Source organism: Streptococcus mitis (assembly GCF_965111735.1).
Lineage (GTDB): Bacteria > Bacillota > Bacilli > Lactobacillales > Streptococcaceae > Streptococcus > Streptococcus mitis_DR.
Window position 1 is genome coordinate 380,821 of the sequence record NZ_OZ217346.1, and the last position, 25,723, is coordinate 406,543.

Annotated in this window: 22 protein-coding genes and 1 pseudogene; 21 read left to right on the top strand and 2 right to left on the bottom strand. The window is 40.1% G+C overall.

The features are described 5' to 3' along the window. Nucleotides 1-6: 6 nt before the first annotated feature. From ACLV7W_RS01850 to scrK, 3 genes are all read left to right on the top strand, one after another. On the top strand, nucleotides 7-201 hold the full coding sequence (locus ACLV7W_RS01850; protein WP_411865333.1) for a hypothetical protein: 195 nt from the start codon (nucleotides 7-9) through the stop codon (nucleotides 199-201). A 117-nt stretch (nucleotides 202-318) separates the two neighbouring features. After that, the gene (locus ACLV7W_RS01855; protein ID WP_153208925.1) at nucleotides 319-2,256 is read left to right on the top strand and encodes a sucrose-specific PTS transporter subunit IIBC; all 1,938 of its coding nucleotides are present in this window, start codon (nucleotides 319-321) and stop codon (nucleotides 2,254-2,256) included. A gap of 254 nt (nucleotides 2,257-2,510) precedes the next feature. Beyond that, complete coding sequence (gene scrK, locus ACLV7W_RS01860; RefSeq protein WP_411865334.1) at nucleotides 2,511-3,398, top strand: fructokinase ScrK; 888 nt, start codon at nucleotides 2,511-2,513, stop codon at nucleotides 3,396-3,398. Nucleotides 3,399-3,440: 42 nt separating this feature from the next. Here scrK and ACLV7W_RS01865 read toward each other — a convergent pair whose 3' ends face one another. Beyond that, nucleotides 3,441-4,058 carry a TVP38/TMEM64 family protein gene (locus tag ACLV7W_RS01865; RefSeq protein WP_000076168.1) on the bottom strand — a complete coding sequence of 206 codons (618 nt, stop codon included), beginning with the start codon at nucleotides 4,056-4,058 and terminating at the stop codon, nucleotides 3,441-3,443. A gap of 147 nt (nucleotides 4,059-4,205) precedes the next feature. Between ACLV7W_RS01865 and ACLV7W_RS01870 the strand changes: the two genes are divergently transcribed. The 8 genes and pseudogenes from ACLV7W_RS01870 to ACLV7W_RS01905 all read left to right on the top strand — a co-directional run bounded on the left by ACLV7W_RS01870 (nucleotide 4,206) and on the right by ACLV7W_RS01905 (nucleotide 14,295). Then, entirely contained in the window at nucleotides 4,206-7,196 is a 2,991-nt protein-coding gene (locus tag ACLV7W_RS01870; protein WP_411865335.1) for a type I restriction endonuclease subunit R, read from the top strand. Nucleotides 7,197-7,583: 387 nt separating this feature from the next. Then, nucleotides 7,584-7,799, top strand: coding sequence for a hypothetical protein (locus ACLV7W_RS01875; protein WP_411865336.1), 216 nt, complete (start codon nucleotides 7,584-7,586; stop codon nucleotides 7,797-7,799). A gap of 25 nt (nucleotides 7,800-7,824) precedes the next feature. After that, a pseudogene (locus ACLV7W_RS01880) lies at nucleotides 7,825-8,585 on the top strand (DUF6261 family protein). A gap of 566 nt (nucleotides 8,586-9,151) precedes the next feature. After that, nucleotides 9,152-9,961 (top strand): hypothetical protein, encoded by an 810-nt coding sequence (locus ACLV7W_RS01885; protein ID WP_020903012.1) that lies wholly within the window; start codon nucleotides 9,152-9,154, stop codon nucleotides 9,959-9,961. Between the two features lie 125 nt (nucleotides 9,962-10,086). Then, nucleotides 10,087-11,292 (top strand): restriction endonuclease subunit S, encoded by a 1,206-nt coding sequence (locus ACLV7W_RS01890; RefSeq protein WP_020903013.1) that lies wholly within the window; start codon nucleotides 10,087-10,089, stop codon nucleotides 11,290-11,292. A gap of 195 nt (nucleotides 11,293-11,487) precedes the next feature. Beyond that, the gene (locus ACLV7W_RS01895) at nucleotides 11,488-11,841 is read left to right on the top strand and encodes a hypothetical protein (protein ID WP_254597138.1); all 354 of its coding nucleotides are present in this window, start codon (nucleotides 11,488-11,490) and stop codon (nucleotides 11,839-11,841) included. Between the two features lies 1 nt (nucleotide 11,842). Next, nucleotides 11,843-12,664: a hypothetical protein gene (locus ACLV7W_RS01900; protein ID WP_411865337.1), complete on the top strand. Its 822-nt coding sequence runs from the start codon at nucleotides 11,843-11,845 to the stop codon at nucleotides 12,662-12,664. Nucleotides 12,665-12,693: 29 nt separating this feature from the next. Next, nucleotides 12,694-14,295 (top strand): type I restriction-modification system subunit M, encoded by a 1,602-nt coding sequence (locus tag ACLV7W_RS01905; protein ID WP_411865338.1) that lies wholly within the window; start codon nucleotides 12,694-12,696, stop codon nucleotides 14,293-14,295. A gap of 85 nt (nucleotides 14,296-14,380) precedes the next feature. Here ACLV7W_RS01905 and ACLV7W_RS01910 read toward each other — a convergent pair. After that, a protein-coding gene (locus ACLV7W_RS01910) for an IS3 family transposase (protein ID WP_142358424.1) occupies nucleotides 14,381-15,732 on the bottom strand; the annotation gives its coding sequence in 2 pieces (ribosomal slippage) (nucleotides 14,381-15,291 and nucleotides 15,291-15,732; 1,353 coding nt in all). Between the two features lie 137 nt (nucleotides 15,733-15,869). Here ACLV7W_RS01910 and ACLV7W_RS01915 point away from each other — a divergent pair. From ACLV7W_RS01915 to cysE, 10 genes are all read left to right on the top strand, one after another. Next, nucleotides 15,870-16,208 carry a type II toxin-antitoxin system RelE/ParE family toxin gene (locus ACLV7W_RS01915; protein WP_153208873.1) on the top strand — a complete coding sequence of 113 codons (339 nt, stop codon included), beginning with the start codon at nucleotides 15,870-15,872 and terminating at the stop codon, nucleotides 16,206-16,208. After that, nucleotides 16,201-17,286: a HigA family addiction module antitoxin gene (locus tag ACLV7W_RS01920; RefSeq protein ID WP_153208875.1), complete on the top strand. Its 1,086-nt coding sequence runs from the start codon at nucleotides 16,201-16,203 to the stop codon at nucleotides 17,284-17,286. The genes ACLV7W_RS01915 and ACLV7W_RS01920 overlap by 8 nt, the downstream gene beginning before the upstream one ends. Nucleotides 17,287-17,416: 130 nt before the next feature. Beyond that, complete coding sequence (locus tag ACLV7W_RS01925) at nucleotides 17,417-17,821, top strand: YbgA family protein (RefSeq protein ID WP_153208877.1); 405 nt, start codon at nucleotides 17,417-17,419, stop codon at nucleotides 17,819-17,821. Then, nucleotides 17,805-18,170, top strand: coding sequence for a TIGR02328 family protein (locus tag ACLV7W_RS01930; RefSeq protein ID WP_153208879.1), 366 nt, complete (start codon nucleotides 17,805-17,807; stop codon nucleotides 18,168-18,170). Before ACLV7W_RS01925 ends, ACLV7W_RS01930 begins: the two co-directional genes overlap by 17 nt. Before the next feature lie 157 nt (nucleotides 18,171-18,327). Next, nucleotides 18,328-18,693: a type II toxin-antitoxin system RelE/ParE family toxin gene (locus ACLV7W_RS01935; protein ID WP_227326104.1), complete on the top strand. Its 366-nt coding sequence runs from the start codon at nucleotides 18,328-18,330 to the stop codon at nucleotides 18,691-18,693. Beyond that, nucleotides 18,683-18,976 (top strand): helix-turn-helix domain-containing protein, encoded by a 294-nt coding sequence (locus ACLV7W_RS01940; RefSeq protein ID WP_000797746.1) that lies wholly within the window; start codon nucleotides 18,683-18,685, stop codon nucleotides 18,974-18,976. Before ACLV7W_RS01935 ends, ACLV7W_RS01940 begins: the two co-directional genes overlap by 11 nt. 352 nt (nucleotides 18,977-19,328) lie before the next feature. Then, on the top strand, nucleotides 19,329-21,578 hold the full coding sequence (gene metE, locus ACLV7W_RS01945; RefSeq protein WP_153208898.1) for a 5-methyltetrahydropteroyltriglutamate--homocysteine S-methyltransferase: 2,250 nt from the start codon (nucleotides 19,329-19,331) through the stop codon (nucleotides 21,576-21,578). A gap of 61 nt (nucleotides 21,579-21,639) precedes the next feature. Beyond that, nucleotides 21,640-22,506, top strand: coding sequence for a methylenetetrahydrofolate reductase [NAD(P)H] (metF, locus tag ACLV7W_RS01950; RefSeq protein WP_153208900.1), 867 nt, complete (start codon nucleotides 21,640-21,642; stop codon nucleotides 22,504-22,506). A 368-nt stretch (nucleotides 22,507-22,874) separates the two neighbouring features. After that, on the top strand, nucleotides 22,875-25,088 hold the full coding sequence (gene pnp / locus ACLV7W_RS01955; protein WP_411865339.1) for a polyribonucleotide nucleotidyltransferase: 2,214 nt from the start codon (nucleotides 22,875-22,877) through the stop codon (nucleotides 25,086-25,088). Nucleotides 25,089-25,102: 14 nt separating this feature from the next. After that, nucleotides 25,103-25,720, top strand: a complete 618-nt coding sequence (gene cysE, locus ACLV7W_RS01960; RefSeq protein WP_061088317.1) for a serine O-acetyltransferase — start codon at nucleotides 25,103-25,105, stop codon at nucleotides 25,718-25,720. The last annotated feature ends 3 nt before the right edge of the window (nucleotides 25,721-25,723 follow it).

Here is a 25,723-nt window from a genome sequence, read left to right on the forward strand (position 1 = left end):
CCTTTTATGTTAAAAAAGAGAAAAAAACTGTCAAACGTTTATCATAAAATAAATGCAGGAAATCAATTAAATTTTCAGGAAAATATGAAAGATAATGAAATAAAAATCTTTTCAACTAAGATTTTAAATTTATTTTTTCAAGAAATACCTGATAAAACAATCAAAAACAATCAATCTAAAGCGTGCCCATCAAGTGGATAGATTATTTTTTCTGCAAAACGCTTGACATATTTCTAAAACATGATAAAATAATAGTCGTAAGGGCGAATAAAATCGCTTTCAAATAAGAACAAAATTTTATATAAGGAGATTTTTGCTATGGATTATAGTAAAGTTGCTGCCGAGGTCATTGAGGCTGTCGGTAAGGATAATCTTGTAGCTGCAGCACACTGTGCAACTCGTCTTCGTTTGGTATTGAAAGACGAATCAAAAGTGAATCAAGCAGCTCTAGATAATAATGCGGATGTCAAGGGAACTTTTAGCACTAATGGACAATATCAAATTATCATTGGTCCTGGTGATGTTAACTTCGTGTATGCGGAAATCATCAAGAAAACTGGTTTAAAAGAAGTTTCGACAGATGATTTGAAAGAGATTGCTAATAAAGACAAAAAGTTCAATCCATTGATGGACTTGATTAAACTTTTGTCAGATATCTTTGTTCCTATTATCCCTGCCTTAGTTGCAGGTGGTCTCTTGATGGCTTTACGCAACTTCTTGACATCACCAGACTTGTTTGGACCTCAATCAATTGAAGATATGTATCCTGCTATCAAAGGCTTCTCAGCTATGATTCAATTGATGTCTGCTGCTCCATTTATGTTCCTCCCTGTTTTGGTTGGTATTTCAGCAGCCAAGCGCTTTGGAGCAAACCAATTCCTTGGTGCTGCAATTGGTATGATTATGACCACTCCAGATTTGGGTGGGAAAGAAGCCTTCTGGGACATCTTAGGTTTCCATGTTACACAAACAAACTATGCTTATCAAGTTATTCCAGTCCTTGTTGCAGTCTGGTTGTTAGCAAATTTGGAAAAATTCTTCCACAAGAAATTGCCATCTGCAGTTGACTTCACTTTCACACCGCTTTTATCAGTGATGCTTACAGGATTCCTTACCTTTACAGTTATCGGTCCTGTTATGTTGGTTGTGTCTGATGCGATTACAAATGCGATTGTATGGTTGTACAACACAACAGGTGCCTTTGGTATGGGGCTATTTGGTGGAACTTACTCACTAATCGTTATGACAGGTCTTCACCAATCATTCCCAGCAATCGAAACACAATTGTTGTCTGCTTACAATAATAACGGTACTGGATTTGGAGACTACATCTTTGTTGTTGCTTCAATGGCAAACGTAGCACAAGGTGCGGCTACTCTTGCAATCTACTTCTTGACAAAAAATGCTAAAACAAAAGGATTGTCAAGTTCAGCTGCTGTTTCTGCCTTCCTTGGTATTACAGAACCTGCTCTCTTTGGGGTAAACTTGAAATACAAATTCCCATTCTTCTGCGCCCTTGCTGGTTCAGCAATTGGTGCCTTCGTAGCAGGTTTAACTCACGTTATTGCAGTTTCATTGGGAGCGGCTGGATTTATTGGATTCCTTTCTATTAAGGCTGGTTCAATCCCTATGTATATAGTTGCGGAAATTATGTCCTTTGTTGCCGCCTTTGCTTTCACTTATTTCTACGGGAAAACAAAAGCAGCTAGTGTCTTTGCTGATGAAGCTGCTACAGCAACCGCAGAAACAGTTACTGAACCTACAGTAGAAGCACCAGTAGTGGAAGAGACTGATACTCTTCAAAATGAAACACTTGTAACTCCTATCGTCGGTGATGTTGTAGCTCTTGCTGATGTCAATGACCCAGTCTTCTCAAGCGGAGCTATGGGACAAGGTATCGCTGTGAAACCAAGTCAAGGTGTGGTTTATGCACCAGCTGATGCTGAAGTTTCAATTGCCTTTCCAACAGGACACGCTTTTGGTTTGAAAACAACTGATGGTGCTGAAGTTTTGATTCACGTTGGTATTGACACTGTGTCTATGAACGGTGACGGTTTTGAAGCAAAAGTTGCTCAAGGTGACAAGGTTAAAGCGGGCGATGTTCTTGGAACATTTGACTCAAACAAAATCGCTGCAGCTGGTCTTGATGATACAACAATGGTTATCGTTACAAATACAGCTGACTACGCTTCAGTAGCTCCAGTCGCAACAGGTTCAGTTGCGAAGGGGGATGCTGTGATCGAAGTGAAAATCTAATACTCTTCGAAAATCAAATTCAAACCATGTCAGCTTCGCCTTGCCGTACTCAAGTACAGCCTTCGGCTAGCTTCCTAGTTTGCTCTTTGATTTTCATTGAGTACAATATTCCCTCTCACAATGAAAACGAACAAATGACATGTTTGTTCGTTTTTGCTTGAATGGTAAGATTTACAGAGGAAAATCTAAAAAATAGAGAAATTTAGACTTTCGAAATATGCTATAATAAAGAAAATAAAAACAAGAGGTTTATCATGACAAAATTATATGGAAGCTTGGAAGCGGGCGGTACAAAGTTTGTCTGTGCTGTCGGTGATGAAAACTTTAACGTTGTAGAAAAAACACAATTTCCAACAACAACTCCAATCGAAACAATCGATAAAACCATTGAGTTCTTCTCGAAATTCGATAATCTTGCTGGTCTTGCAGTTGGTTCATTTGGTCCGATTGATATTGATAAAAACTCAAAAACTTATGGCTTTATCACAACGACTCCAAAACCAAACTGGGCAAATGTGGACTTGCTTGGTGCCCTTCGTCGCGCCCTCGACGTGCCAATGTACTTCACAACAGACGTAAACAGCTCTGCTTATGGTGAAGTGGTTGCCCGTAACAATGCTGGTGGTCGTATCGAAAACTTGGTTTACTACACAATCGGTACAGGTATCGGTGCAGGTGTCATCCAACGTGGTGAGTTTATCGGCGGTGTGGGTCACCCTGAGATGGGCCATTACTATGTGGCTAGACACCCAATGGATATTGAAAAAGAGTTTAAGGGTGTTTGTCCTTTCCATAAGGGATGTTTGGAAGGCTATGCAGCTGGTCCAAGTTTGGAAGCTCGTACAGGTGTTCGTGGGGAAAATATTGAACTCAACAACCCTGTTTGGGATGTTCAAGCCTACTATATCGCTCAAGCTGCGGTTAATGCGACAGTGACTTTCCGACCAGACGTGATTGTCTTTGGTGGAGGGGTCATGGCTCAACAACATATGCTGGACCGTGTCCGTGAGAAATTTACAGCTCTTCTCAATGGTTACCTACCAGTACCTGATGTGCGTGACTACATCGTGACGCCAGCAGTAGCAGGAAATGGTTCTGCTACTCTTGGAAACTTTGTTCTTGCAAAAGAAGTTTCAAAATAAAACACAAAATCCGCTTGGGAAACCAAACGGATTTTTTACATGTCAAAGCATTTGCCAGAAGAAGTCGATAATATAGGTCAGACCGTAGGTATAAACCACGAGGGTAAAGGGCTTAGTCAGAATGATGATGGTCATATAGCGCTTGAAGCTCATCTTGGTCAGGGCAGCTAGCATACAGAGAAAGTCAGCTGGACTAATGGGCCAAATCATCATAAAAATAAAGAAACGGTCAAAACGATTGCCCTTATCCAACCAACCGATATACTTGTCATAGGTGCGCTTGCTGACGACAGACTGGACAAAGGCAGCTCCGTAGAGGCGCACCAGATAAAAGATAATGGCACAGCCAATCACGATGCCGATATAGTTGTAGATCGTACCGATGATGTGGCCGTAGATAAAGACCCCAGCCACCGAGGTCAAGGCCCCAGGAATGATAGGGACGACCGTTTGTAAAATCTGTAAAAAGATAAAGAGAGGTGGACCCCAGATACCTGCCTGCTGGATAAAAGCAGAGAGGGTTTCCTTAGACTGTAAAATCCCAGCCTGATAAGCCCAAATACAGAAAATCAAACTCCCAACCCCACCGACAATCGATGAGATGTTGATAACTTGCTGTAAAAGGGGAGATACAGCTTTCATTTGTTTATCCTGTGACATGTAAACTCCTCATAGATAGTATAACTCTACTATACCATATTTTGGAGGAGAAAGGGGGAATGATTGCTTTTACAATGGGAAGAGTGATGGAATTTGAGGATAAACATGCTATAATAAAGGGAGCAGACATGTAGCAAAGGAGAGAGTATGATGCAGGTAAAACCAGAATTGGAGATAGAAAAGCAACTGATCAACCAACTGGTGACTGGGGAAAGTCAATGGACTTACAGAGATGACCTTAAAACAGAAGAGCAATTATGGGAAAACTTCTTTGAAAAGCTAGCCCAGAACAATGTGGCGCTATTGGCAGATCATCCTCTGACAGAACAGGAAAAACGCCAGATAAAGAATCAACTGAACTTTGTTAGCTACTATGATGCGGCCAAGTGGTTGGTCGGAGAAAATGGAATTGCCAAGGTTGAGGTTCAGAGAGAAGATGCTAGTTTGGGGACTATCCGTTTATCTGTCATTTGGCGAGATAATATCGCAGCTGGCAAGTCCAGTTATGAGGTTGTCAACCAAGTCGAGAGAGATAAGATAAATCCTCAGGATCAAGACCGCAGGCTAGATGTGACCCTCTTGATCAATGGCCTTCCCATGATTCAGATCGAGCTTAAAAGTCCCCGAGTTGCTTTTCTAGATGCCTTTCATCAAATTAAGAAGTATGATAGGGAAGGCAAGTTCCGTGGTATTTTCTCTAGCTTACAGATGTTTGTTGTGACCAATAAAGTAGACACACGCTATATCGCTGCAGCTAGGGAAAATAAACTCAACAAGCAATTTCTAACTAAGTGGGTGGATAAAGACAACCAACCCATAACAAGCTTGACCAGCTTTGCCCACGAAGTCCTTTCAATCCCTCGTGCCCACCAGATGGTTATGCAGTATTCTGTCCTTGATGATAGCAAGAAGGCTCTTATCCTCTTGCGTCCCTATCAGATCCACGCCATCGAAGCAGTGCAAGAAGCCTCTCGCCAGCAAGCATCAGGATATGTCTGGCACACGACAGGTTCAGGTAAGACCCTGACTTCTTATAAGGTAGCTCGGAATCTCCTCCAGATTCCTTCCATCCAAAAGACGATTTTTGTCGTTGACCGCAGGGACTTGGACCAACAGACCACTTCGTCATTTCTCTCTTATGCGACCAATGATGTCATTGATATTGATGAGACGGATAATACCCATGATTTGGTCAAGCGACTAGGAAGCAATGATAAGCGTGTGGTGGTAACGACCATCCAGAAAATCACTACCATGATGCGCAAGTTTGAACAAGGTCTTTATCAACGAGATGCGGACAAAATCAAGGGTCTCCGAGTGGCCTTTGTCGTGGATGAATGCCACCGTGCTGTTACGCCACAAACACAAAAAGACATTAAGGCCTTTTTCCCACAGTCTCTCTGGTACGGTTTTACAGGCACACCTATCTTTAAGGAAAATAAACGCCAGCAAGTCGGCGATCTAGCCCAAACCACCCAGCAACAGTACGGAGACCGTCTCCATGAGTATACAGTCAAGGAAGCCATTCATGATGGAGCAGTTTTAGGCTTTAAGGTAGATTATCGCAATACCCTCATCACGGATAAATCTGAAAATGACATACCAGATACTGTCTACGAGGATGAGGAGCATATGCTGGAAGTCTTGGATGCCATTATCAATAAATCTCGTCAACAGCTAGGCTTCCAAAAGGGAGTTGGTAAGACCTATAATGCTATCCTGACCGTCAAGTCAATCCCTCAAGCCCAAGCCTACTATGACCTGCTCAAACGAGTCAAGGCTGGGGAGACGAGAGTTAAAGTATCGGAAAGGGTCAAGCAGGTCCTTCCAGACTTTCCAAAGGCGACGATCACCTACTCGGTCACTGAAAATGAAGAAGACTCTAGAGCCAATCAAGATCACATGAAGAAAGTCTTAGAGGACTACAACCAAGAGTTTGATACCCACTTTACCATGGCGGATCTTCGTGGCTTTAATACGGATGTCAATAACCGCCTAGCTCGAAAGCAGGACAAATACCTCTATCGCAAGGAACAGTTGGACTTAGTCATCGTGGTCAATCGTCTCTTAACAGGATTTGATGCTCCTTGTTTGTCGACTCTCTTTATCGACCGTAAACCCATGCAACCGCAGGACTTGATTCAGGCTTTTAGCCGAACAAATCGGATCTTTGACTCCAGTAAGACCTATGGGCATATCATCACCTTCCAAAAGCCTCTAGCCTTTAAGGAAGCAGTGGATAATGCCCTCAGGCTCTACTCAAATGGTGGTGAAAACGAGGTCCTAGCACCGAGTTGGGAAGAGGAAAAGAGAAACTTTTTACGGAGTTGCAGTGATTTCAAAAATCTTGCCACTGATGACTATGTGAACGGTCTAGATCTCGAGCAAGTCTCTACACCTGAGTTGAGGAAACTAGCTAAAACCTATCAAGCCTTTGATAAATACCTAGCCTCTATCCGAGTGTATAAAGAGTATGATGAGGAAGAGCTTTACAGTCAGACGGGACTTGATGGAGAAAAGTTGGAAAGGTATCTGGGCCTTTATCGAAATGTCCTTGCAGAATTAAAAAGCCGAGTAGAGGATGAAGACGATGGTGAACCACTTGATATCCACTATGAACTGGAGTCTATCCAAGTGGACGAGATCAACTATGCCTATATCTTGACCTTGATTCAAAGCCTGATTGAGCAAGGCCAGAGTCAAGAAAAGAACCTAAGCGCTCAAGATAAGGAAGCGGTGGATAACTATATTCAGAGCCTTGAGAAGACCAATCCAAATCTTGCCCAGATCATCACTGAACTGTGGAGAGAAGTCCAAGAATATCCAGAAAACTATCGTGGTCAGTCTATCGCAAATATCTTGGATCAGATGATAGAGGTTGTCATCCAGCAACATATCCAAGTCTTTAGCAAACGTTGGTATGTCGGAGAGGATGAACTCCGTTACTATGTCGAACACTACCGTAAGGGAGCTAAAAAACAACTAGGAGAAAGCCAGTTGACCAAGAGCCAGCGCTATCAGGACTATAAGCTAGAGGTGGCAGATGCCCTCAATCCTCTCCTCTATAAAAAACAAATCAAGGAAGCCTATACCCAGCTAGTAGAGGAAGTCATTGAGCCGTTGAGGGTTGGGAGATAGTCCTTCTAGACTTAGAATAGTTCCGCTTCCTAAAGTTTACATGTATTCTAAGTATCGAATGATTGTAATTCCATAAATTTATAAGCAATCTACGTTTCGAATAGCTTATCTGAGAAAGTTTTGAGGTTTTCTAGCTTTCGAATAGTCGTCTTTCCTAAAGTTTAGATGTATTTTAAAGCTAGAAGAGTTAAAATCTATAAATAGTAAGTGTCTCTATCTGATGGACGGTATGTATGTCCAGTCAGATAGGGATTTTTTAATTTGGAAAAGTCTGATTTGTCCTGAAAAGTACATTTTAGATGGAAATAATGACAGTTGAGCGGATGGGGATTAAAATGGTTTGAGAAACTGTTAGAATGAATGTATCAACTCAAAGGAGAAAAATTGATGAAGAAAGTTAAAGATGATGAGGAGAGTGTACTATGGTCACTTCCTGTAATTGGAATTGTATTGTTGGTCTGTGTACTGTTTCAAGTCTTTGAAGTAAAGGACGGTTCTCTATTAAGAGAACATAGGAGAGGGAGTGTTGTAAAATCTGTTCCAAGAGAGCCTCATATTTCAGAGATACTCCACTCTTTATTTGATAAAGAAGACAATAAATGATTCGTTAAATAGAAAGGATATTATCATGACAAAAACATACGCTATTCGCCCACTTAGTTACAGCAACTTTACCAACCGTGAGTTTGAGAGCCTGATGATGGATACTCATCAAAGTTTGGCGACTTTTTCTAAGGCAAACAAGGATGAGGCTATGTATGCCAAACATCTGGAACCCTTCAAGACCAAGCTAGATGATTTTCAAGCTCAACTTGCGTCGGTGGAAACGAAAGAGTCTAGTAATCTGACAGAAGTCGATCGCAATCGTGATAGTGCCTTGGTTGGTCTCTTTACCTTCATAGAGGATTTGCTAAGATTAAGGATGCCAAGCTCAAAGAAGCTCATGAAACTCTGAAACCAGTCTTTGCCAAGTACAAGGACATCACCAAGCACAGCAATGATGTGGAAACGGCAGAAATCAAGAGCTTGCTCAAAACGCTTGGTGAAACACCTTATCATGAGGCAGTGACCAGTCTAGGACTGACCCCTATGCTGACGGCTGTGGTCAACGCTCAAGAGGAATATGACCAAGTGGAGAGTAAGGCGCGTGCTTCTAAGTCTGCCAAGGAAGTTGGCAAGACCAGACAACTCCGTACCGAACTTTCAACAAGCTACGACCTCTTTATGCGCTATACCGCAGCCAGTGCAGAAGCCTACCCTGAAAAGGAACACCTGACCCAACTCCTCAAGGAACTCAATAGCATCCGAGATAGCAAGCGCCGTCTCATCACTAGTAGCAAGAAAGATAAAAAGACCAAACCAGCAGAACCAGCCCAAGTAGCAGGATAAAGACAACCCCTTAGAAGCAGATTTCTAAGGGGATTTTTGTGGTTTCGTGGATAATTTATATATTAACAAAATTGTAGAGAAATAAATAATAGTTAATAAATAAGTTGTTTAAATTCTGGATAGAATCAATAGTTTATTTAATACCTAAATGTTGAAAGTTAATAAGAAAAAGATTAGTTTTTATAGTCTTTTTAAAAATATTGCACTATATATTGTGTTTTATTCTATTTTTCAAAAAAATCAACACTATATATAGAAAACAATATTGCTTTTTTGTTTTTGTTTGGTATAATATGAATTGTAGAAAAAAGACGTCAGTGGGCGCTGACGACTAGTTAGAGATGGTGAATTTCAAAATGCGATATGAGCACTATTTCAAAAATTCTCTTTTATTCTAACACTAAATAAAAGAAATGTAAATCTCATTTTGATAATTTTCTTTTTTCTACAAAATATAGAAAAAAGAGGTACATATTATAAGAATATCAAACTTATTAAATAGAGAATCAATCCAAGTAGGATTAGATTTTGTTGATGTAGATACATCAAAGGATGTTAAATTATTTGTGGACCCATTGCTTTTACCAGATAAGTTTAGGGATATTGCTAATGATTTTGTAAAAACAGTTTATAAAGTTTACGATAATGGTAATAAATCAGATGCATTACAACTATTTTCACACTCTAAAGAATGTAATGCTATCCACTTTGGATATTCTGAGAGTAACTCCAAAGGGACAGGTGTTTCAATGAAGATGCTTGATCAATTTTTTGGGTATGTCTATAAATCGGTAGATAAAATCAAAGAAAAATTACTGACACCTATAGCGATGCCGATTTTTGTAAAGAGTTTTTCAGAAGATAGGATGTCTGATTTGTTAGTAAGTTTATTAAAAAAAGAATTGATTTTATATTCTTTAGAACTAGCTCGATTACACGGTTTAAAAATCAGTAATGAAGTACAACGTTTTGATTATTGGGATGCCGAGAGTCATGAGTGGGCTACCTTTGAAAGCCAGTATGTTCTTGCTCCTAATGAAAATGGTGTAGAGGAACTTCTTATCTTAGTTCCGAAATCTGTTGTAAGTAAAAGATTTTTAGTAAATCCTTTTAGATATATTTCAGTAATTTTTCAACATTTGCAGTTGATGGAAAAGTACCAAAGGACTAATGGTACACCAAAATCTAAAAAAGAATTACGGGAATCAGAGATAGTAGCAAAATATCAAAAGGATAAAGATAAAAGCTATATTTTAGATATGACATTGACATCGCCTGAATACTATGATGTATACTATGATAATGCAATTAGGTTTAGTGATAATAAATCTATGACAGACGAAGAGTTAATAGAGTGTCTTACAAAGGATAGATAAAGTTAGGTTTGGAATAGTGCTATTAGGGAAGAAGTAATTTCTTCTCTTTTTTCTTTGTTATCAGCATTTGTTATTATGATTCATGATATAATATAAAAAATGAGAAATAAGGTAAGGAGAAGAGTTTGAAAGCTTTACTACCTAAAATAAAATTCAAAAATTTTGATGAGAAATGGAATAGAAAAAAATTACATAGTATTGCGCCCCTGCGTGGAGGCTTTGCTTTCAAAAGTGAAAAATTTCAAAATACTGGCATTCCAGTTGTTAGAATATCAAATATCAAATTTGACGGAACTGTTGGAGGGGAGTTTGAATATTACTCTAAGATAATTCCAGATGAAAAATTTGTTCTTAGAGGACGTTCAATTCTATTGGCTATGTCAGGAGCAACTACTGGAAAAATAGCTATGTTAGATTCTGAGGAAGAATACTATCAAAATCAACGAGTAGGTTATTTCCAAAATACTGGGGAAGTAGACTATGAATTTCTTTCTTCTGTTTTGCAGACGAAAGCATTTACTAACCAACTAAACGCTGTATTAGTAGCAGGTGCACAACCAAATATATCGTCCAAAGAAATTGATTCCTTTGGATTTTATCTTCCAGACTCAACAGAAGAACAATCCGCCATTGGTTCTCTTTTCCGCACCCTTGACGACCTTCTGTCTAACTATAAGGAAAATCTTGCCAACTACCAATCTCTCAAGGCGACCATGCTCTCCAAGATGTTTCCTAAAGCTGGACAGACAGTCCCTGAGATTCGTTTAGATGGATTTGAGGGTGAGTGGGAAAATAAACGTGCAGATGAAATTTTTAAGTCAGTGTCTGAGAAAAATAGAGCTTTGTTGCCTGTGTTATCAGCTTCTCAAATTGATGGTATGGTTTTGAGAGATGAAATAGGCATTGATATTAAGTATGATGAAGCCACTCTCAATAATTATAAGCTTGTCAAACCAGGTCAGTTTGTAATTCATTTACGTTCTTTTCAGGGAGGTTTTGCTTTATCTAAATTAGAAGGAATAACCTCGCCTGCATATACAATTATTGATTTTATTGATAAAGTAAATAACTTACCTGATTTTTGGAATTCAATTTTAACTTCAAGGGACTTTATAAAACGATTAGAGACAGTCACTTATGGAATTAGAGATGGGAAAAGCATTAGTTTTAAAGATTTTTCTAGCTTGAAATTTGTATTTCCAGAGTTTAAAGAACAACAAGCCATCGGCTCCTATTTCTCAAACCTAGATAACCTGATCAATTCTCATCAAGAAAAAATTTCTCAGCTTGAGACTTTGAAAAAGAAACTCTTGCAGGATATGTTTATATAGAATTTTATTATGAAAGACTTTAAAAGATTATGTTTGTCGTTTTGCTTATCAATTTGTTCTTTTTCGCCAGGTTTAGTCTTGTATCTGTTTACTATAGACATTTTTCCCTCACATGATTCCTATGTATGTAGTATACTAAAAATCATAGTGTTAATTTTTCTAATGTTTTCTTTTTCTTTTGGAGTCTTACAGTATTTGATAAGATTTAAAGAAGCAAATGATACTGCTCAAGTTGAAAGTATACAACCAGTAGAAAATGAAATCATTCCAACTTACTTAGGTCTTTTTGTAATTATGCTGGGTTTAGGTGAATTAACATTCTTATATCGGATTATAGTAATAGCTTTCATTTTTCTAATATGGTGGATTCTTATGGAGAGATCGTATTATTTTAATTTGATATGGTTATTCTCATATCGTTATTACAGAGTCACTGATAAAAACGGCAATGTTTTTATTATTTATAGCAAGAAAAAAGATGTTAAAGAAACTGGGACTATAAAAGGACTTGTTAGAATAAATAATTTTACTTTTTTGGAGAAGGAATAGTATGTTTTTAGTAAAAGTAGGTCAAATATATAGAAAATTGGAGAACTCGGAAGATATTTCAGAATTAGTTGCTCCGGAGATTGATCCTGAAAATAGTAGAGAATTTGATCCAGAAATAAAATTAGAACATGATGAATGGTTCTATGTGGAAATTGATGATTCGCATATGTCTATGGTCAAAGAATATGAAGATAAATTTTTAAATACTGTGGGTTTAAATGATGTGAATGAAGCAGAGTTCTCAAAAATTGACTTGATTTTTCGTAAAGTTGAAAATGATGGGTTAGTTTTTCAAAAAATTACACAATCAAAGAGACTGGTTGATAAGTCAATATTGAAATTGAGACATAGAAGAGCTGAAAGAACAATTATTGAAAATGGTATAGAACTAAAATCTGAGAACGATGCCTATTTTGATGGAAATGATAAATTGTATTTCAAAAATTTTAGAACGATTAGTAGCTTATTTAAGGGGCTTGATGATTACTATCGTATAGCAAGTCAGGCAGAAGTTGATGAGTTTAAAGAATTTAATCTAGTACGTTTTGTTAAGGAATTTAAGATAAAAACCAATAATTTAAAGATGTTAGCTGTTTTAAAAGATTATGGAATAGATTTGAATGATATAGCCGTTAAAAGTACTTTGTTGAGAACGTACAGTCAGTATCCTAATCAAGAGTTTGAGTTAGACGATAATCAAAATTTTATAATTGATAGTAATAGAAAATTAACATGTTTATTAAAGTTAGCACTTGGACGGTTATATACAAATCCAATAACTCACCATAAAATGGAAGCTAACCATGCAAAAAAATTAAATTAAAGTAAGAAAATGATTTAGAAAGAAACATTATGGAAACAACACAAACGTCCCAGTCGCTTTACCAAGCCCTGTGGAACTCAGCGGATGTTCTCCGCTCTAAGATGGATGCCAATGAATACAAGTCCTATCTCTTGGGTATGGTCTTTTATAAGTACCTGTCAGATAAGATGCTCTTTTTCGTGGCGGAGACTATGGAGGAGGGGAGTGAGAGTCTAGAGGCTGCCCTTGAGGTCTATCGTAACTACTATGAGGATGCGGATACCCACGAGGATCTTCTTGCGGTCATGAAGGACGAACTCAACTACAGTATCAAGCCTGAGTTGACCTTTACGGCTCTTGTAGCACGTGTTAATGAGGGAACTTTCCAGTTGGAAGATTTGGCTCAGGGTTTTCGAGATATTGAGCAGAGTGATGAACTCTATGAAAACCTCTTTGAAGATATTGACCTCTATTCCAAAAAGCTAGGGGCGACTCCGCAAAAGCAAAACCAAACGGTGGCGGCAGTCATGAAGGAGTTGGCTGTGCTAGATGTGGCTGGTCATGCTGGCGATATGCTGGGAGATGCCTATGAGTATCTGATTGGTCAGTTTGCGACTGACTCGGGCAAGAAAGCTGGTGAGTTCTATACACCTCAGCCTGTTGCCAAACTTATGACTCAGATTGCCTTTTTGGGTCGTGAGGACCAGCTAGGCTTTACCATCTATGATGCGACTATGGGCTCTGGCTCTCTCTTGCTCAATGCCAAGAAATACTCTCACAAGCCACAGACAGTGGTCTACTTTGGTCAGGAACTCAATACTTCGACCTATAACTTAGCTCGGATGAACATGATTTTGCACGGTGTTCCAGTTGAGAATCAATTCCTCCACAATGCCGATACCTTGGATGAAGACTGGCCGACTCAAGAGCCGACCAACTTTGACGGTGTTCTCATGAACCCTCCATACTCTGCTAAGTGGTCAGCAAGCTCTGGCTTTATGGATGATCCTCGTTTCTCTCCATTTGGGAAACTGGCACCCCAATCCAAGGCTGACTTTGCCTTTCTCTTGCATGGTTACTACCATCTCAAGCAAGATAATGGAGTTATGGCTATCGTCCTTCCCCACGGAGTTCTTTTCCGTGGCAATGCGGAGGGAACCATTCGCAAGGCCTTGTTAGAAGAAGGAGCCATTGATACAGTTATCGGTCTACCAGCTAATATCTTCTTTAATACCAGCATTCCGACTACGGTTATCATTCTCAAAAAGAACCGTACCAATCGTGATGTATACTTTATTGATGCCTCTAAGGAGTTTGATAAGGGGAAAAACCAGAATATCATGACGGATGCTCATATCGAGAAGATTCTGGAAGCCTACAAGTCACGTGAGGAGATTGACAAGTTTGCCCATCTAGCGAGCTATGAAGAAATCGTCGAAAATGACTATAACCTCAATATCCCTCGCTATGTAGATACCTTTGAGGAAGAAGAAGTCGAACCACTGACAGATATAGTCAGTAAGATTAACAAGTCCAATGATGAGATTGAAAAGCAAACAGCTTCTCTACTTGAAATGCTCAGCCAACTACACGGAACCACACCAGAAGCCGATGCTGAACTTAAAGAGTTTTTGAAAGAGTTTGAAGGGTGATGGGGGAAGGAGTTAGATACGTCAATCCGATTTGAAAAACCAGCCAAATTAACTTTGTACTGACCCCACAAAGTTGGACAAATAATTATTGAAAGGATTTAGTTCTGTATTGCACAGGGCTAAGTCCTTTTAGTTTGACTTTGATTCGTTTATTGTTGTAGTAATCAATATAGTCTACAATAGCTTGTTCAAGGTCTTCTAAAGACCTAAAGTGCTTCTCGTAACCATAAAACATTTCCGATTTCAAAATGCCAAAGAAGGACTCCATCATACCATTGTCTGGGCTGTTGCCCTTGCGTGACATGGATGCTTGAATTCCCTTACTCTCTAGGAATCGATGATAAGAATCGTGTTGGTATTGCCAGCCTTGATCGCTATGGAGAATGGTATGCTCGTAGTGTTTCTCTGTAAAGGCCTGGTTTAACATAGCTTTCACTTGTTCTAAGTTTGGTGAAGTTGAAAGGTTATAGGCGATAATTTCGCTATTAAAGCCATCTAAAACAGGCGATAAATAGAGTTTCTGTGTGCTATTTGGAATGGCAAATTCTGTCACATCGGTATAGCACTTTTCCATTGGCCTTGATGCTTCAAACTGACGTTGAATGAGATTCTCTGCTTTCTTGCCAATCTCTCCTCGATAGGAAGAATACTTTCGTTTCCGACGAATTCGAGCTGTTAAACCAAGGACTTTCATCAGACGTTGGACCTTTTTATGATTCACCACAAAACCGCGATTTCTTAGTTCAAGAGTAACTCTACGATAGCCATAATTTCCTTTATGGTCATTATAAATGGCCTGAATTTCGGTTTTAAGCTCTTTATCTTTGTCAAGTCCATCTAGTTCCTTCAACTGATAGTAGTAAGTTGAGCGAGGTAAACGAGCCACTTCAAGAAGTAAATCTAGTCGAAATCCTCCTGAAGCCATTTCTCTAACTGTCTCTGCCTTTCTCGCTCTAAGGCTTCGTCCCTTTCCTCTAACTCTTTTAACTTTTTTAGGTAGGCCACCTCGGTACGTAGACGTTCATTCTCCTCCTGAAGTCGCTCTAATTCTGTCATTTCTTCCCAAGTTTTCTTTCGTTTACGTCCCATTTTAGCTGGTCTCCCTCTTGTTTTCTCAACAATAGTATACCCGTTTTTCTTGTATTGCGCCAGCCAATTTTTCAACAGCGAACGATCAGGCAAAGCATAATCCAAAGCTACACTTCTTTGTGAACGACCTTCCAGCAGAACTTTATCGATTATTTCTTGTTTTAATTCTGGGGAATAGTAACGATTCTTCCCTTTTTTGACGATTTCTATTCCATAACGGTCAATCAATGTCACCATGTATTTTAGACCAGAAACATCCACACCAAATCTTTTCGAAAGCTGTTTGAATCTTTGACCTTGCTTTCTAAATTCATAGATCTGAACTTTATCACCATAAGTTAATTTCATAGTAAAAACACCCCAAAAGTTAGATTTTTTTCTGTCTAACTTTTGGGGTGCAGTTCACTTTTGGCTGGTTTTTGTTTTCTAAAGATGGTATAATTAAATTACCTATTAGGTAATTTAATTTGAACAGAAAGGGACATATGAAGCTTATCTATACAAACAAAACTGTTAAAAAGCAGTGCACAGAGCTGAGACAGGCGAAAAAAGATTTTTCGGATAAGATTGCTGTAAAATTGCATCAGTTGATCAACTTTTTGGAAGTGGCGGATTCTTTGGCTAGTGTGACAGCTTTTCCTAAATATCACTTTCACCAACTTAAGGGAAAGAGACAGGGACAGTTTGCTTTAGATATAGATGGTCGAAAGAGTTCCTATCGGTTGATTGTGGAATTTCGTGAGGAGGATTTAGAAAAGGTGTTTCCAAGTCCTGTTGAAATCGAAATCCTAAAAATAGAGGAGGTCAGCAATCACTATGAGTAATAAAATTGTTGAATACAAAGACCTGATTGCTTTTCATCCAGGTCAGTACGTTGAAGAGTTGATTGAAGATTATAACGTAACGCAGAAAGAATTTGCGGAGCGTTTGGGAGTTTCGGCAAAGACTATCAGCAAGCTGGTCAATGCAGAGGAGTCCATTAGTAAGGAAACGGCTCATAAGTTAGCCAAGCTAAGCGGAGTTTCCATGCAAACCTGGCTTAATCTTCAGAATGCTTATGATGTAAAAGTTGCAGAGATTGTAGAACAAAAAGAGCTAGAAGAAGGTAGCGAGAAAGAAATCTGTGAGATGATTGATTTCAAGTATTTTAAGGAAGAAGGCTACGTTACAGACAAACGCTATAGCTTGAAGGAAAAGATTATCGAGCTTCGCAAGATTCTAGGGGTGGCAAGTTTAGAAAACCTTACATCTTTTAACCATTTAGTCAGCTATCGGAATACGCGTGAGTTTACAACTAAAAGTATAGTAAACTCTAATATCATGCTGGAGTTGGCATCTAAAAAAGCACGTGATAAAACGACAACTAAGTTAAATCGCAGAAAGCTAGAGAGAAGCCTGCCTGTGTTGAGAAAGTTGACAAGACAAAATCCAGAAGTTTTCCCTCAATGCTTGTATGATATCTTGCTAGACTGTGGTGTGGTCCTAGTCGGTCTACCTGCTTTGCCAAATGCCAATCTAAATGGAGCGACTAAAAAATTCAGTAATGGTAGTGCCTTGCTTTTACTTACGGATCGTAACAAAGCGTCAGATATTTTCTGGTTCTCACTATTCCATGAGATTGGGCACATTCTGGAAAATGATTTTTCATCTGATGAAGGAAACAGTGAGTCCTATCTTCGTTCTGAGGAACAGGCAGACCAGTTTGCAAAAGATTTCTTGATTAGACCAGAATATTATCAATCTTTTGTAGAAAAAGGAAACTTTGATAAGACAGATATCCTTCGATTTTCTGAGGAGATAGATATTCATCCTAGTGTCGTTTTGGGCAGATTACAAAATGAGGGTATTCTAGGTTTTGACCGTTTCCGAGAACTAAAAGAGAATTATTACTTTGTTTCCTAAGTGTCAGGAAATTTTTAGAAGAAGAAAAAAGATTCATACATTCAGTCATGTGAAGTCATTAATTCGCTCATTTTTAAGATAAAACTTTGTTTCCATATTTCCTGGAAACTGATAAAAAACAAGGAGAAAGATGGAACAAACTAATCAAAAATCCCAGTGCCAACAACTCTGGGCTAGAAACAAATACCTCGTGTTGAGCCATTCCAGCAATATTTACAATGAGCTTCGCCAGTATCTCAAGCAAGAAGTGGTGGAGCTGAGTAAGGTTCAAGAGATGATTGACCGCGCCTGTCAAATCCCAGAACACAGGGGTCAGGTTTGCAATGCCTTTCAGCATATTTGGGGCTATTTCAAAAAGAAAGCGACAGATGCTGAGCGCAAGGACTATATGCTCTTGCTTGATCGCTACCGCTTTGGTCAGGCTTCTAAGGAAGACTTGATTACTAAGACTCGAGACTTGCTTGATCGCTATCCAAATACCTATTTGCAACATTCGACTTTACTGAAAGGAGACTCCCATGAGACTTTGGCATGAGGATTTGATTTCACAACTTCCGCGTCCTCAACTTTTGGGACAACATAGAGAGTGCTGTGCCCTGCGTGGCAATGGCTGGGGCAGAAAGCATGCAACGGTTGACTATGTCTTTACCCACTCGCCCTATCGTCTCTATGCCTATCATCGCTTGATCATGAAGGAAATGGCTAGCCGTGGCTACAATGTCAGTCCAGAGTGGCTGGACAAGAACCACCGTGGTAAAATTTGCCCTCCTTATGAAGATTTGGTAGAGGAAAAGCTGAAAAGTCCTATATACAGCGAACATGACGATGCCTATTATGAGGAGTGTCTGGCAAATCTCCGAGAGAAGGGGATAGAGCTGGAATAATAGTAAGGATTGTCTTCAATTTATAACTCTTCCCGTAATTTTTTCGAATAATAAAGATGAGACCTTTGGAGTTTTTCTAAGGTCTTCTTTTTATGAGTGTTAAGATTTTACTTTCAATAACTTTTGAGTTATAATTTGATTGGAAAGAGGTTGCTTGGTGCACACGATTTACTTCTATAAGGACAAAAATGGAAATGAGCCAGTCTTGGATTATATGAGAGAATTAGCTAGCCAGAAAAGTAAGGATAGCCGCATCAAACTCAATAAATTAAATGACTATATCCAGTTGCTTAGTCAGCATGGGACGAGAGCTGGTGAACCCTATATGAAACATTTGGAAGATGAGATTTGGGAACTAAGACCACTGAGAGATCGAATTTTATTTGTAGCGTGGCTTGATGGTAGTTTTGTTCTTTTACATCATTTTGTCAAAAAGACTCAGAAAACTCCTAGAAGAGAGATTGAAAAAGCCAAGCGTGAACTGAAGGACTTAAAAGAAAGAGGGTTAAGTGATGAAGAATAGTGCCATTGGGAGTAATTGGAAGGATGTCCGGTCTGAACTATTTACTAAGGAGGAAATCCTTGAAAGTGATATGCGAGTGGCTATTATGAGTGAGCTGATTGAGGCTAGGCATGAACAAGGAATCAGCCAGAAAAAGCTAGAAGAACTTAGTGGAGTGAGCCAGCCGGTTATTGCTAGGATGGAAACAGGCAAGACTAGCCCCCAGTTGGACACAGTCTTGAAAGTTTTAGCCAGTTTAGGAAAGACATTAGCAGTCGTCCCCCTCGAACAGAGAAAGAGTTGATGGCGATGAAATTACTTGGTTGACTAAAATCATCCACTGGATAATTTTACCTCCCGTCCGCACTTTTCAGGGAAATATCAGAATTACAAAAGAAAAATCAACTTATAGTCTTTTTTAATAACAAGTCATAGTCACTTATAAGAATTACTAATAACACGTTTGACCAGTCTAACTAAAATACAGCTATAAAACAAGCTACACAAAGGATTTGAGGCATTTGTCTCAAGTCTTTTTCTTTTGTTTAAAACGGAGATATAGTTTCAAACTATATCAAAGCCTAATTTTTTACAATTATACAGATGATTCCTTTTCTGTTAAGATAGTTTCAACAACAAATTTTGGAGGACACATCATGTCAACTACAATCATCGGTTTCCCTCGTTTGGGCGAATTCCGCGAATTAAAATTTACAACTGAAAAATACTTTAGAAAAGAAATCTCAGAAGAAGAACTCTTGGCAGCCGCAAAAGACTTGCGTGCTAAACACTGGAACATTGTCAAAGAAAAAGGCATCACTGAAATTCCATCAAATGACTTTTCTCACTATGACAACTTCCTAGATGCAGCTTTCCTTTTCAACGTGGTACCTGCTTCCGTTCAAAACTTGGACTTGTCTGACCTTGAGCGCTACTTCGCTTTGGGTCGTGGTTACCAAGGAGAAAAAGGGGATGTTCGTGCCCTTCCAATGAAGAAATGGTTCAACACTAACTACCACTACATCGTTCCTAAATTTGAAAAAGACACTCAAGTCAAACTTGCTGGTCACAAAATCTTCGATGAGTTCCAAGAAGCAAAAGAACTTGGATTGAACACTCGCCCAGTTCTTGTAGGTCCATTCACTTTCCTTCAATTGTCAGACTTTGAAGAAGGCGTGAAAGCAGAAGACTTCGTAGACAGCTTAGTGGCTGCTTACCAAGAAGTTTTTGCTAAATTGGCTGAACTTGGTGCGACTCGTATCCAATTGGATGAAGCGGCTCTTGTAAAAGATTTGACAGCTGAAGAAAAAGCCCTCTTCTTGAACCTTTACAACAAACTTTTGGCTGACAAAAAAGGTCTTGAAGTCTTGCTTCAAACTTACTTCGGAGACGTTCGTGACGTTTACGCTGACCTTGTAAACTTGCCAGTAGATGCCATTGGTCTTGACTTCGTTGAAGGTAAGAAAACTCTTGAACTCGTTAAAGGTGGCTTCCCAGCTGACAAGACTCTTTATGCAGGTATTGTCAATGGTAAAAACATCTGGCGTAACAACTACGAAAAGAGCTTGGCTGTTCTTGAGCAAATCCCAGCTGAAAACATTGTCTTGACAAGCTCATGCTCACTTCTTCATGTGCCATTTACAACTGCTAATGAAGAATTTGAACCAGTAATCTTGAACCACTTTGCCTTTGCAGTTGAAAAATTAGATGAGATTCGTGATTTGGATGCTATCCGCAATGGTCAAGGAGAAGAAGCACTTGCAGCTAACAAAGAACTCTTTGCGACTGAACGTGTGGGTGAAAATGCTGAACTTCGTGCGCGTATCGCTGGCTTGACAGACGCAGACTACACTCGTTTGCCAGCATTTGCAGAACGTGAAGCTATTCAAGAAGACGCTTTCAAACTTCCAGCTCTTCCAACAACAACTATCGGTTCATTCCCTCAAACTAAAGAAGTTCGTGCGAAGCGTTTGGCTTACCGTAAAGGTGAATTGTCTCAAGAAGAGTACGACGCTTTCCTTGCTGAAACAATTGACGAATGGATTAAATGGCAAGAAGATATCGATTTTGATGTCCTTGTTCACGGTGAATTTGAGCGTAACGACATGGTTGAGTACTTCGGTCAAAACTTGTCAGGCTACCTCTTCTCTAAAAATGGTTGGGTACAATCATACGGTATGCGTGGGGTGAAACCACCAATCATCTGGGGTGATGTAACTCGTCTTAACCCTATCACTGTTAAATGGTCTAGCTATGCACAAAGCCGTACAAACAAACCTGTTAAAGGTATGTTGACTGGACCTGTTACCATCCTTAACTGGTCATTCCCACGTGAAGACATCTCTATCAAGGATTCTACTCTTCAAATCGCCCTTGCTATCAAGGATGAAGTGCTTGACCTTGAAGCTGCAGGTGTGAAAATCATCCAAATCGACGAGGCAGCTCTTCGTGAGAAATTGCCGCTCCGTCGTAGCGACTGGTACGAAGACTACCTTGACTGGGCAATTCCTGCCTTCCGCTTGGTACACTCAACAGTAGCGCCAGATACTCAAATCCACACTCACATGTGTTACTCAGAATTTACAGATATCATCCCAGCTATCGACAACATGGATGCGGACGTTATCTCATTTGAGGCAAGCCGTTCAAACCTTGAAATCTTGGACGAACTCAAAGCGAAAAACTTCCAAACAGAAGTGGGACCTGGGGTTTACGATATCCACTCACCTCGTGTGCCAAATGAAGGCGAAATCGACAACACAATCGAAGCCATCCTTGCTAAAGTGCCAAGCAAGAAAGTTTGGATCAACCCTGACTGTGGTTTGAAAACACGTGGTATTCCAGAAACAAAAGAAAGCTTGATCCGCCTTGTGGAAGCAGCTAAAGCTGCGCGTGAGAAATTGTAAGAAAAGACATTTCTCCATACATGGTTGATCAGTAAGAAAACAACTAGAAAAGGATAAGACTATGTCACGCCAAACACCGTCACTCTCATTTGAAGTGTTCCCTCCAAACCCAGCTGTGGGTAATGATAAAATTATTTCTGCTCTTCAAGATATGCAGGAGTTGGCCCCTCACTTTATCAGTGTAACTGCCAGCAATAATAAATTTAATATCAAGGAAACGACGGTTCGTTTGGCTGACTTTATCCAAAATGACTTGGCGATTCCGACTATTGCTCACTTGCCAGCTATCTATTTGACCAAGGAAAAGGTTGCTGAGACTCTTGCTGACTTGGACAAGGTTGGGGTACAGAAAATCTTGGCTCTTCGTGGGGATATCATCCCTGATGTGGAACCACAAAAGGATTTCCGCTACGCAACTGACTTGATTGAGTTCATCAAGGAGCAAGCTCCTCACTTTGATATTGTTGGTGCTTGCTATCCAGAAGGACATCCAGATTCACCAAATCAGATTTCAGATATTCAAAATCTTAAGAAGAAAGTGGATGCAGGCTGTTCGAGCCTCGTAACTCAGCTTTTCTTTGACAATGAGCGCTTCTATGATTTCCAAGATAAATGCATTTTGGCTGGGATTGATGTTCCTATTCATGCAGGGATTATGCCAATTCTGAATCGAAATCAGGCTCTCCGCCTCTTGAAGACTTGTGAGAATATCCATCTTCCACGCAAATTTAAAGCCATCTTAGACAAGTATGAGCATGACCCTGAGTCGCTCAGAGCAGCAGGACTTGCCTATGCAGTGGACCAAATCGTGGACTTGGTAACTCAGGATGTCGCAGGTGTGCATCTCTACACTATGAACAATGCTGAAACAGCAAAATACATCCACCAAGCAACCCATGCCTTGTTTAATCATCAGTCTCTAGGATAATAAAAAGCAAACCATTCTTCTCAGCTGAGGGGAATGGTTCCTTTTTAATGGTAAAGACCGCACTTTTTAAGAAAAATATGATAAAATAGACTCTGTACGTACTTGATACAAAGATGAGGGTATAAACAGATTCTTAGCTATTCAAATCTGCTATAAAAGGTATAAATGCTAAAGAATAATATTTTTTAAACTTTTCAAAGTATTTAGATAGTTGAACACGGGCTAAATCCCTAGTGAAAAAGATAGATTTCCTGGTGTGCATCGCACACTGCGTCAATCTCCTATTTTCATACGGGATTCTTTACGCCCTTTGTATCCTGATTTTTGTAGGCAAGGCGTATAATTTCATCAATCCAAAGGGGATTAAAATGACAAAACAAGTGTTTCAAACGACTTTTGCGGGTCGTGAGTTAATTGTAGAGACTGGTCAGGTTGCTAAGCAAGCCAATGGTGCAGTTGTCGTGCGTTACGGTGAGTCAACTGTCTTGACTGCTGCCGTTATGTCTAAGAAAATGGCAACTGGGGATTTCTTCCCTCTTCAAGTCAACTATGAAGAAAAAATGTATGCAGCTGGGAAGTTTCCTGGTGGCTTTATGAAACGTGAAGGACGTCCTTCAACAGATGCGACCTTAACAGCGCGTCTGATTGACCGTCCAATCCGTCCTATGTTTGCGGAAGGCTTCCGTAATGAAGTCCAAGTGATTAACACCGTGCTTTCTTATGATGAAAATGCTTCTGCACCAATGGCAGCTATGTTTGGTTCATCCTTGGCACTTTCTATCTCAGATATTCCGTTTGACGGACCAATCGCTGGGGTACAAGTGGGCTATGTAGATGGCCAAATTATCATCAACCCAACTCAAGAACAAGCGGAGCGTTCGCTTCTTGAATTGACAGTAGCTGGTACCAAACACGCTATCAACATGGTTGAGTCTGGTGCCAAAGAATTGTCAGAAGAAATCATGTTGGAAGCTCTTCTTAAAGGGCATGAAGCAGTCAAAGAATTGATTGCCTTCCAAGAAGAAATCGTTGCTGCTGTCGGTAAGGAAAAAGCAGAAGTAGAATTGCTTCATGTGGATGCTGACTTGCAGGCAGAAATCATCGAAGCCTACAACAGCAACCTCCAAAAAGCGGTTCAAGTAGAAGAAAAATTGGCTCGTGAAGCTGCAACTCAAGCAGTGAAAGATCAAGTGACTGCCGTTTACGAAGAAAAATATGCGGACCATGAAGAATTTGACCGTATCATGCGTGATGTGGCTGAAATCTTGGAACAGATGGAACACGCTGAAGTACGCCGTTTGATTACAGAAGACAAGGTACGTCCTGATGGTCGTAAAGTCGATGAAATTCGTCCTTTGGATGCGGTTGTTGACTTCCTTCCTCGTGTGCACGGTTCAGGTCTCTTCACTCGTGGACAAACTCAAGCCCTTTCAGTCTTGACCTTGGCTCCGATGGGTGAAACTCAAATCATCGATGGTTTGGATCCAGAGTATAAGAAACGCTTTATGCACCACTATAACTTCCCTCAATATTCTGTAGGGGAAACTGGACGCTACGGTGCGCCAGGTCGTCGTGAAATCGGTCACGGTGCTCTTGGTGAGCGTGCTCTTGCTCAAGTCTTGCCAAGTTTGGAAGAATTCCCATACGCTATCCGTCTGGTAGCAGAAGTCTTGGAATCAAATGGTTCTTCATCTCAAGCTTCTATCTGTGCGGGAACTCTTGCCCTTATGGCTGGTGGTGTGCCAATCAAGGCGCCAGTAGCTGGTATTGCCATGGGTCTTATCTCAGATGGAAACAACTATACAGTATTGACAGATATCCAAGGTTTGGAAGACCACTTTGGAGATATGGACTTTAAGGTTGCAGGTACTCGTGACGGGATTACAGCCCTACAAATGGATATCAAGATCCAAGGGATTACTGCAGAAATCTTGACTGAGGCTCTTGCCCAAGCCAAGAAAGCTCGTTTTGAAATCCTTGATGTGATTGAAGCAACCATTCCAGAAGTTCGTCCAGAATTGGCTCCAACTGCACCGAAAATTGATACAATCAAGATTGATGTGGATAAAATCAAGATTGTCATCGGTAAGGGTGGAGAAACCATCGACAAGATTATCGCTGAAACAGGCGTTAAGATTGATATCGATGAAGAAGGAAATGTATCTATCTACTCTAGCGACCAAGATGCCATCAATCGTGCTAAAGAAATTATTGCTGGTTTGGTCCGTGAAGCCAAAGTGGATGAAGTTTACCGTGCTAAAGTCGTTCGTATCGAGAAATTTGGTGCCTTTGTTAACCTCTTTGATAAGACAGATGCCCTTGTTCATATCTCTGAGATGGCTTGGACGCGTACCAATAATGTCGAAGACTTGGTAGCAATCGGTGATGAAGTTGATGTTAAGGTTATCAAGATTGATGAAAAAGGACGTGTGGATGCTTCTATGAAAGCCCTTCTTCCTCGTCCTCCAAAACCTGAACGTGATGAAAAAGGTGAAAAATCAGAGCGTCCTCACCGCCCACGTCATCACAAGGACCACAAACCTAAGAAAGAATTTACAGAAACACCAAAAGATTCAGAATAAGAGAGGAGAAATGTATGGGATGGTGGCGCGAAACCATTGATATCGTGAAAGAAAATGATCCAGCGGCCCGCACCACTTTGGAGGTTTTGCTGACTTATCCAGGTGTCAAAGCCTTGGCGGCCCACCGTCTCTCGCATTTTCTCTGGAAGCATGGCTTCAAACTCCTGGCTCGTATGCACAGTCAGTTTTGGCGCTTTTGGACTCAGATTGAGATTCATCCAGGTGCCCAGATTGATTCAGGTGTCTTTATCGACCACGGTTCTGGTCTGGTGATTGGGGAAACAGCGATTGTTGAAAAAGGCGTTCTTCTCTATCATGGAGTGACTCTTGGGGGAACAGGGAAAGACTGTGGCAAACGCCATCCAACCGTTCGAAAGGGAGCTCTCATATCAGCTCATGCCCAAGTCATCGGACCAGTGGAAATCGGTGAAAATGCCAAGGTCGGTGCAGCAGCAGTTGTTGTGGCAGACGTACCTAGTGATGTGACGGTTGTCGGGATTCCGGCCAAGATTGTTCGTGTTCATGGTAAGAAGGATGAGCCAGTCATTCACGAAGTCGAAGAAAAACGAGAGTATTATGTCAATAAACTCGAGCAGGCTAAAGAAGCCAGTCACAGATCGTCTGGGTTGTAGAGG